The sequence below is a fragment of the Nocardioides sp. genome (genome assembly GCF_036374615.1).
GTDB lineage: Bacteria > Actinomycetota > Actinomycetes > Propionibacteriales > Nocardioidaceae > Nocardioides.
Genome location: NZ_DASUTK010000187.1, coordinates 1 through 7561 on the forward strand (window position 1 = coordinate 1; position 7561 = coordinate 7561).

A 7561-nucleotide genomic window follows, 5' to 3' on the forward strand; every position below is an offset into this window, starting at 1 on the left:
GCCGAGCGGCTGGTGATCTCGCACCGGACCGTCCAGAACCACGTGCAGAACACGCTGCGCAAGCTGCAGATGCACAACCGGGTGCAGCTGACCCGGTACGCGATCGAGCAGGGGCTCGACGCCGACCAGGATGAGTGAGCCGACGGTCCGAACGGCCACGGACGCCGACGCGGCTGCGCTGGCGGCGCTGGAGCGCGACGCGAACCTGCCGGCGCTGGCGCATGTCTTCCCCGCCGACGAGCACCCGTTCCCGACCGCCGAGGTCGAGGCCCGGTGGCGCCGCCTTCTGACAGATCCCGACGTCACGGTCGAGGTCGTCGACGGCAGCAGCGGCGACCTGCTCGCCTTCGTCGCGTACGACGAGCAGGTGCTGCGCCACCTCGCCGTCCACCCGAGCCGCTGGCGACTCGGCTGGGGTCGGGCGCTCGTCGACCGGGCGGTGTCGCGGATGGGGCCCGAGCCGCGACTGTGGTGCCTGGTCGACAACCGGGCCGCCCGGTTGCTGTACGAGGGGCTCGGTTGGCAGGAGACTGGCCGCGAGCAGCCGGCCGAGTGGCCGCCGTACCCCGCCGAAGTCGAGTACGTCCGCAACGAACCCGACCGCCCTCTGACTGCGTCAGAGGAGTGAGAGCAACGAACGGGGAAGGACGGGCATGAGACCGGATCTCGAGGCGGAGTTCGAGAACTTCGTGGCGGCCACGTCGCAGCGGCTGTTCCGGGCGGCGTACGCCATCACCCGAGACCACCACCTCGCCGAGGACGCAGTGCAGTCGGCGCTGGGCAAGGCATATGCCCGGTGGGCGCGGGTCAACCGCAGCGACCAGCCGGAGGCCTACGTCCGCCGGATGGTGGTCAACGAGGTCCTCTCGTGGCGCCGGCGCAAGTCGTCGACGGAGCTGCCGACCGAGATCCCTCTGGAAGACGACCCGCGACGCGCCCCGACCTCGCACGACACGACGCTGGCCGACTCCGACGCGATGTGGCAGGCGCTCGGCCAGCTGGCGCCGAGGCAACGGGCGGTGGTGGTGCTGCGCTACTACGAGCACCTCAGCGAGGCCGAGATCGCCGAGACCCTCGGCGTCCGTCCCGGGACCGTCAAGTCGCAGTCTGCCGCGGCCCTCGCGCGGCTGCGTCTGTTGCTCTCCGAGACCACGACGGAAGGGGAGCGGGTATGAGCTTCGACGACACGATCACGCGCAGCATCGAGGACCACGTCGACGGGGTCGTCGCACCGCCGGCCGACCTCGCGGCCATTCGTCGCAGCGGTCGACGTCACCGCGCCGTGACGACCGCGGCGGCCTCGATCGGGGTGCTCGCGGTCCTCACCGGCGGCTTCGCCCTCGCCACGAGCGGCAGCGACCCGACAGGCACGCAGGTCGGGCCGAGCGAGCTGCCGGCGATGGACTTCGACCACGGCCTGCGCGCCTACTACGACGACATCAACGGCGAGCTGCACATGGGCGGGCAGGTGTTCGCGCTCTCGAACGTGCCGAACCTCGACACGAGCTCGTGGGCGACCCCGCACGGCGTGGCGTACGTCGACGACGGTGACGTCCGGCTGCTGACCGAGGACGGCAAGTCGAGGCTGCTGACGTCTGAGGGTGGAGCGCCGGGCGGGAACGGCGACGCGTTCGGAGCTGTCGTCTTCGACGCAGCGACTGAGCGGCTGGCGTGGCTGACGCGGCGAGAGGGCGAGGTGTTCCTGGTCGAGCACGAGTTCGTGGACGCCGCCAGCGAGACTCAGGTCTGGACGGAGGTGCCCTGCGAGGGGCGGGAATGCGAGATGCTCACCGTCGCCGGGTTCGACCAGGGGATGGCCTTCGTGGGCCGGCTCGACCGCGACGAGACGCTGGTGTTCGGCGGCGACGACGTCGTGACGCTCGAGGGGTTCCGAGTCGCCGACGCGCGCAACGGGGTCGTGCTCGGGATGGGCGCCCTGCCGGCCGGCGACCCGCTGGGGAAGGGATGGCGGTTCGCCGAGGCACAGGGGCCGGAGTCCCTGCTCACGTTCGACGGCGCGCACGAGCTCTACTGGAGCAGCACGCTGCGCAGCACCGCCGGTGGCGCGCCGCTCCGGCTCGACGTACCGGCGAAGGGCGCGGAGTTCGTCAACCTCGACTCCGACGGCTCGGTGCTGGTGGCCGTGACCTCGGGTGGGGGACCGCAGCGCTACTTCGACTGCGAGGTGCCGTCGGGGGAGTGCACGCCGATCGGCACGCTCAAGGGCACGTCGGGCGACCCGATCTTCCTCGGCAACGACATGTGACGCTCAGGTGCCGAGCACCCGGTCCAGCGTCTCGGGGTCCCGCGCGACCACGGCGGTGCCGTCGTCGAGCAGGATGATCGGGCGCTGGATCGCCCGCGGGTTGCTCGACAGCGCCGCCACCCAGTCGTCGCGGTGATCGGCGTCGCGCGGCAGGTCGGCGAACCCGGCGTCAGCACTCTCCTTCTCGCGGGCGATATCCCAGGGCTCGGCACCCAGCCGCCGTAGGACGTCCTCCAGCTCAGCCGGGGTCGGCGGCGCGTCCATGCAGGAGCGCGTCTCGTACCGCTCGCCGGCCCGCTGAATGCTGTCGAGTGCCGCTCGCGTCTTGCTGCACGCGACGGTGGTCCACACCTCCATGCCGGACAGCCTAGGCCGGGTACACCTAGGATCCGGAGGGTGGCCGACCAGGAGCTGGTGGAGATCGCCGACGAGCTCTACGCGCTCCCATTGAGCGATTTCACCCCGGCGCGCGACGCCCGCGCCAAGGAGCTCAAGGGCACCGACCTGGCCGCGCCGGTCAAGGCGCTGAAGAAGCCGTCCCTGGCCGCGTGGGTGGTCAACCTGCTCGTACGGCGCGACGCCGAGCAGGTCGACCAGGTGCTGTCGCTCGGCGCGGCCCTGCGCGATGCCGCGGCCGGCATGGACGGCGCCGAGCTGCGGAACCTGACCAAGCAGCGTCGGCAGCTCACCGCGGCGGTCACCACCGGCGCCCGCGCGCTGGCCGCGTCGGCAGGGGTGAAGGTCACCCAGGCGGTGGCCGACCAGGTCGAGGCGACGCTCACGGCCGCCATGGTCGACGAGCGGTGCGCGGAGGCCGTCCGAAGCGGGCTGCTCGTGACCGCCCTGGCGTCGACCGGCGTCGACGAGGTGGACCTCAGTGCCGCCGTCGCGACGCCGGAGGCGCTCGGTTTCACTGCGACCCCGGTCGAGCCGGGACCGCCCGACCTGCACGTCGTACCGGACCCGGATGCGGACGAGAAGGCGGTGGCGGCCGCGCAGGAGCGGGTCGAGTCCGCAGCCGCTGCGGTCGAGTCGGCCGAGAAGGCGCTGTCGGCGGCTTCACAGAGCGTCGACGAGCTCCAGGCGCGGAGCCTGCAGCTGCAGGCCGAGATCGACGAGCTGCGCCGCAAGCTGGCCGAGCTCGAGACGGCGTCCGAGGAGGTCGACGAGGAGCTCTCCGACGCCGAGGACTCCCGGGCCGAGGCGGAGGCTTCCCTCGCGGACGCGTCGAAAGCGCACCAGGAGGCGGTCGCGAAGCTGGCGAAGGTGCAGGGCTGACGGCGCCCGGGGCCGCGAACCTCGTGGGCGAGTCTGGTACTTCGTGACCTGGATTTCGCGCGCGAAGTCCTCATGTCCCCGCTCAGGCGGGGAAACCGGCACCCAGAGCCTCAGCCCGCCGGGCGCACCTTCACGCAGCACCACCCGTCCTCCGGCTCGAGGCAGGCAGTGGCGTCGCCGCGGTCCATGCCCTCTACGACCCCCTGCACGAACGTCCGGTTGAGGCCGCAGACCAGCTCGGTGTGCTTGCGCGCGAGGTCGTCGAAGGGGCAGTTGCGCAGCGTGACGACGTCGTCGTCCAGCCGCGCTTGGTACCCCTGGCCCGTCAGCACCTCGGCGACGGCCGGCAGCGTCGCCGAGTCCGGCACCGCAACGACGGCGCGCCCCAGGGCCAGCCCCTCCTCCCGAGCACTCGAGGTGAGTGATCGCTCCAGCGGCGCACCGTCCGCCGCACGGCTGACCGCCTCGGCCAGGATGTCGCCCACCAGGTCGTAGCGGCGGGGCGGCAGCGACACGGCGAACTCCCGCTCGGCGGGCCGGTACAGCTTGCTCGGGCGTCCCGCTCCGGGGCCGGTGCGCCCCGTCAGCCGCCGGAACTCCACCTCGAGCAGCCCCTCGGTCACCAACCGGTCGAGGTGGAAGCTCGCGGTGTGGAGGGGGAGGCCGACGGCGGTCGCGGCCTGCTCGCGCCCGACCGGGTCGGGCTCGCCCACGACGTACTCGTAGAGCGCTCGGCGGTTGTCGTCCGCGAGCGCGCCGATCGGAGCGGCGTGACTGAGGTCCACGAGCGAAGTCTAAAACAGAAAACCCTTGACACAAGAGCCTTTCGGGGGTTTTCTAAGACAAACACACATATTTTCTAGAAAGGAGTGGCCTGATGACGACCACCACCCACCCCAAGGTGCGGATCGGCTCCTCCAACGCCGACCTCGCCCGCGCGATGCTGCGCACCCTCTTCACGGTGGCCCCGATCGCCTTCGGACTCGACAAGTTCGCCAACCTGCTCACCGACTGGGAGCAGTACCTCGCCCCCTGGATCGACGACATCGTCCCCGGCAGCGCCCACGACGCGATGCTCGCGGTGGGTGTCATCGAGATCGTGGCCGGGCTCGCAGTCGCCCTCATGCCGCGCTACGGCGCGCTGCTGGTCGCCGCCTGGCTGGCCGGGATCATCGTGAACCTGGTGACCATGGGCGAGTACTACGACGTGGCCCTGCGCGACTTCGGGCTGCTGGTCGCCGCCCTGGCGCTCGCCGTCCTCGCCGCCCCCGAGCGCGACGGCGCCGGCCGCAAGGGCACCGCGTGACCGCCGAGACCCTGGCCGAACCGGCTGCCCTCGGGCACTGGCGGCCGCGGGTCGTCCACGCCTCCCCGCCGGCCGTCGACCCCGAGGCGGCCGAGCGGGCGGCCGCCGACCTGCTGACCGCGCTGGGCCTGAACCTCGCCGACGCCCACCTCGCCGACACCCCCGGCCGAATGGCCCGGGCGCTGCTCGAGATGACGACGGTTCCCGAGTTCGACCTGACCACCTTCCCCAACGACGAGGGGTACGACGAGCTGGTGCTCGTGCGCGACATCCCGGTCCAGTCGCTGTGCGAGCACCACGTGCTGCCCTTCGTCGGGGTCGCCCACATCGGCTACCTGCCCGCGGAGCGGATCCTGGGGCTCTCGAAGTTCGCACGGATGGTCACGTTCCACGCGCGCCGACCCGGCACCCAGGAGCGGCTGACCAAGCGGATCGCGGACGACCTCCACGAGCGGCTGCGGCCGCGCGGGGTCGGGGTCGTGATCGAGGCCGAGCACACCTGCATGTCGCTCCGCGGGGCCCGGGCCACCGGCACGCGGACCCTGACCTCGACGTTGTTCGGACAGCTGCGCGACGATCCTCGTAGCCGGGCCGAATTCCTCTCACTCACCAGGAGACAGCCGTGAACATCGTGATCGTCGGAGCAGGGCTCGCCGGAGCGAAGGCTGTGGAGGAGCTGCGCGAGCAGGGGTACGACGGGGACGTCACGCTGATCGGCGCGGAGCTTCACACGCCGTACGAGCGCCCGCCGCTGTCGAAGGGACTGCTGCTCGGCACCGAGGAGCCCGACAAGCCGTTTGTCCACGAGGCCTCGTGGTACTCCCACCACGGCGTCGAGCTGCTGACCGGCGACCCGGTCACCGGCATCGACCTCGACCGGGGCTCGGTCTCGGTGGGGGATCGGCGGATCGGTTACGACCGGCTGCTGCTCGCGACCGGCGCCCAGCCGCGGCGTCTCCCGATGGCCGACGAGTCGGGGCTGCCCGTCAGCTACCTGCGCACGCTTGAGGACTCGCTGGCACTCAAGGAACGGCTCTCCGGCCGGCTTCTGGTGATCGGCGCCGGCTGGATCGGGCTCGAGGTGGCGTCCGCCGTCCGCAACGCCGGCGGCGAAGTCACCGTGGTCGAGCTGGCCGACCTACCGCTCGCGACCGTGCTCGGCAAGGAGATCGGGGCCAGCTTCGCCGAGCTGCACCGCGAGCACGGGGTCGACCTCCGGCTCGGCACCTCGGTCGACTCCATCGACGGCAGCACGGTCCGGCTCAGCGACGGCCACGAGGTGACGCCGGACCTGGTCCTCGTCGGGATCGGCGCCGGGCCCGATGACGGCCTCGCCGCGTCCGCGGGGCTGCCCACGGACAACGGGGTGCTCGTCGACGCCCGGCTGCGGGCCGAGGACCCGCATGTCTTCGCGGCCGGTGACGTGGCCAACCACGACCACCCGTCGCTGGGCCGGATCCGGGTCGAGCACTGGGACAACGCCATCCAGCAGGGCAAGCACGCCGCTCGCGCGATGCTCGGCGACGACGCGGAGTACGACCGGCAGCCCTACTTCTTCACCGACCAGTACGACCTCGGCATGGAGTACGTCGGCCACGTCGGGCGCGACGGCTACGACGACGTGGTGATCCGCGGCGACCTGACGGGCTCACGCGTCTTCAGCGCGCTCTGGATCAAGGGTGGCCGGGTGGTCGCCGGCATGCACGCGAACGACTGGGACGCCATCGACCACGTACGCGCGGTGGTCGGGACCGACGCCACCGACCGGGTCAGGGACCCCTCCGTGCCGCTGGCTGATCTGACCGCGTAACGGCGCCGCGAGTGCGCTCCCACCCCGTTGCAACGGGGGTGAAGCGCAGCGCAGACACCGTTACGCACGACGACCGAGCCCGGACTAGCCCTCCGCGGCCCAGCCCTTGGAGCGGGACACCGCGTCGAGCCAGCGCGCGTGGGCGGCGTCGGCCGTCGTCCGGTCTGCTGACGGCTCGAAGCGGCGGTCGAGGGTCCAGGTGTCGCGCAGCTCGTCGGTGGAGGACCACACGCCCGTGCCGAGGCCGGCCAGGAACGCGGCGCCGAGGGCGGTGGTCTCGACGATCTGCGGTCGCTCGACCGGTACGCCGACCTGGTCGGCCTGCACCTGGCAGAGCAGGTCGTTCGCGGCGGCACCGCCGTCGACCCGCAGCGACGCGAGACCCGGCATCGTCTCGAGCACGTCGCGCACCTCGAACGCGATCGCCTCCAGCGTGGCCCTGACGACGTGCGCCCGGGTCGTGCCACGGGTGAGGCCGATCAGCAGACCGCGGGCGTGCGGGTCCCAGTGCGGGGCGCCGAGCCCGGTCAGCGCCGGGACGAAGACGACGCCGTCGGAGGAGTCGACGGTCGATGCGATCGCGGCCGTCTCGGCCGCCGAGCCCACGATCTGCAGCCCGTCGCGCAACCACTGCACGGCCGCGCCGGTCACGAAGATCGCGCCCTCCAGCGCGTAGGTCAGCTCCCCGTCGGGGGAGCGCCAGGCCGCGGTCGAGAGCAGGCCGGCGTCAGAGCGTGTGAGCGTGGTCCCGGTGTTCGTGAGGATGAACGACCCCGTGCCGTACGTGCACTTGGAGTCACCCTCGTCGAAGCAGGTCTGGCCGAAGAGCGCCGACTGCTGGTCGCCCGCGATCCCGGCGATCGGCAGCGAGAGCCCCACGAACAGCCGCGGGTCGGTCTCC

Annotated in this window: 11 protein-coding genes; 8 read left to right on the forward strand and 3 right to left on the reverse strand. The window is 72.0% G+C overall.

The window, feature by feature from the left end; all coding sequences use genetic code 11:
- From VFZ39_RS14410 to VFZ39_RS14425, 4 genes are all read left to right on the forward strand, one after another.
- Positions 1 to 138 (forward strand): response regulator transcription factor (locus VFZ39_RS14410; protein ID WP_330866477.1); only part of this gene is annotated, 138 nt, incomplete at its 5' end.
- Positions 131 to 628, forward strand: coding sequence for a GNAT family N-acetyltransferase (locus VFZ39_RS14415; protein WP_330866467.1), 498 nt, complete (start codon positions 131 to 133; stop codon positions 626 to 628). The genes VFZ39_RS14410 and VFZ39_RS14415, both read left to right, overlap by 8 nt.
- 25 nt (positions 629 to 653) lie before the next feature.
- Positions 654 to 1175 carry a SigE family RNA polymerase sigma factor gene (locus VFZ39_RS14420; RefSeq protein WP_330866468.1) on the forward strand — a complete coding sequence of 174 codons (522 nt, stop codon included), beginning with the start codon at positions 654 to 656 and terminating at the stop codon, positions 1173 to 1175.
- Positions 1172 to 2266 (forward strand): hypothetical protein, encoded by a 1095-nt coding sequence (locus VFZ39_RS14425; protein ID WP_330866469.1) that lies wholly within the window; start codon positions 1172 to 1174, stop codon positions 2264 to 2266. The genes VFZ39_RS14420 and VFZ39_RS14425 overlap by 4 nt, the downstream gene beginning before the upstream one ends.
- Before the next feature lie 3 nt (positions 2267 to 2269).
- On the opposite strand, the gene VFZ39_RS14430 is transcribed toward VFZ39_RS14425, so the two are convergent.
- Complete coding sequence (locus tag VFZ39_RS14430; protein WP_330866470.1) at positions 2270 to 2623, reverse strand: arsenate reductase; 354 nt, start codon at positions 2621 to 2623, stop codon at positions 2270 to 2272.
- A gap of 39 nt (positions 2624 to 2662) precedes the next feature.
- On the opposite strand from VFZ39_RS14430, the gene VFZ39_RS14435 reads away from it, so the two are divergent.
- Positions 2663 to 3544, forward strand: a complete 882-nt coding sequence (locus VFZ39_RS14435; RefSeq protein WP_330866471.1) for a hypothetical protein — start codon at positions 2663 to 2665, stop codon at positions 3542 to 3544.
- A gap of 110 nt (positions 3545 to 3654) precedes the next feature.
- Here VFZ39_RS14435 and VFZ39_RS14440 read toward each other — a convergent pair whose 3' ends face one another.
- Complete coding sequence (locus VFZ39_RS14440) at positions 3655 to 4329, reverse strand: helix-turn-helix transcriptional regulator (protein WP_330866472.1); 675 nt, start codon at positions 4327 to 4329, stop codon at positions 3655 to 3657.
- 92 nt (positions 4330 to 4421) lie between these two features.
- Between VFZ39_RS14440 and VFZ39_RS14445 the strand changes: the two genes are divergently transcribed.
- From VFZ39_RS14445 to VFZ39_RS14455, 3 genes are read left to right on the forward strand one after another with little or no spacing between them, the layout of a single operon-like run.
- A complete protein-coding gene (locus VFZ39_RS14445) occupies positions 4422 to 4850 on the forward strand; it encodes a hypothetical protein (protein WP_330866473.1) in 429 nt (142 codons plus the stop codon).
- Complete coding sequence (gene folE / locus VFZ39_RS14450) at positions 4847 to 5476, forward strand: GTP cyclohydrolase I (RefSeq protein ID WP_330866474.1); 630 nt, start codon at positions 4847 to 4849, stop codon at positions 5474 to 5476. The genes VFZ39_RS14445 and folE overlap by 4 nt, the downstream gene beginning before the upstream one ends.
- Positions 5473 to 6660: an NAD(P)/FAD-dependent oxidoreductase gene (locus VFZ39_RS14455; protein ID WP_330866475.1), complete on the forward strand. Its 1188-nt coding sequence runs from the start codon at positions 5473 to 5475 to the stop codon at positions 6658 to 6660. Before folE ends, VFZ39_RS14455 begins: the two co-directional genes overlap by 4 nt.
- Before the next feature lie 84 nt (positions 6661 to 6744).
- Here the strand turns inward: VFZ39_RS14455 and VFZ39_RS14460 are convergent.
- Positions 6745 to 7561, reverse strand: an 817-nt coding sequence (locus VFZ39_RS14460; RefSeq protein WP_330866476.1) for an FGGY family carbohydrate kinase, incomplete at its 5' end; no start/stop codon positions are given.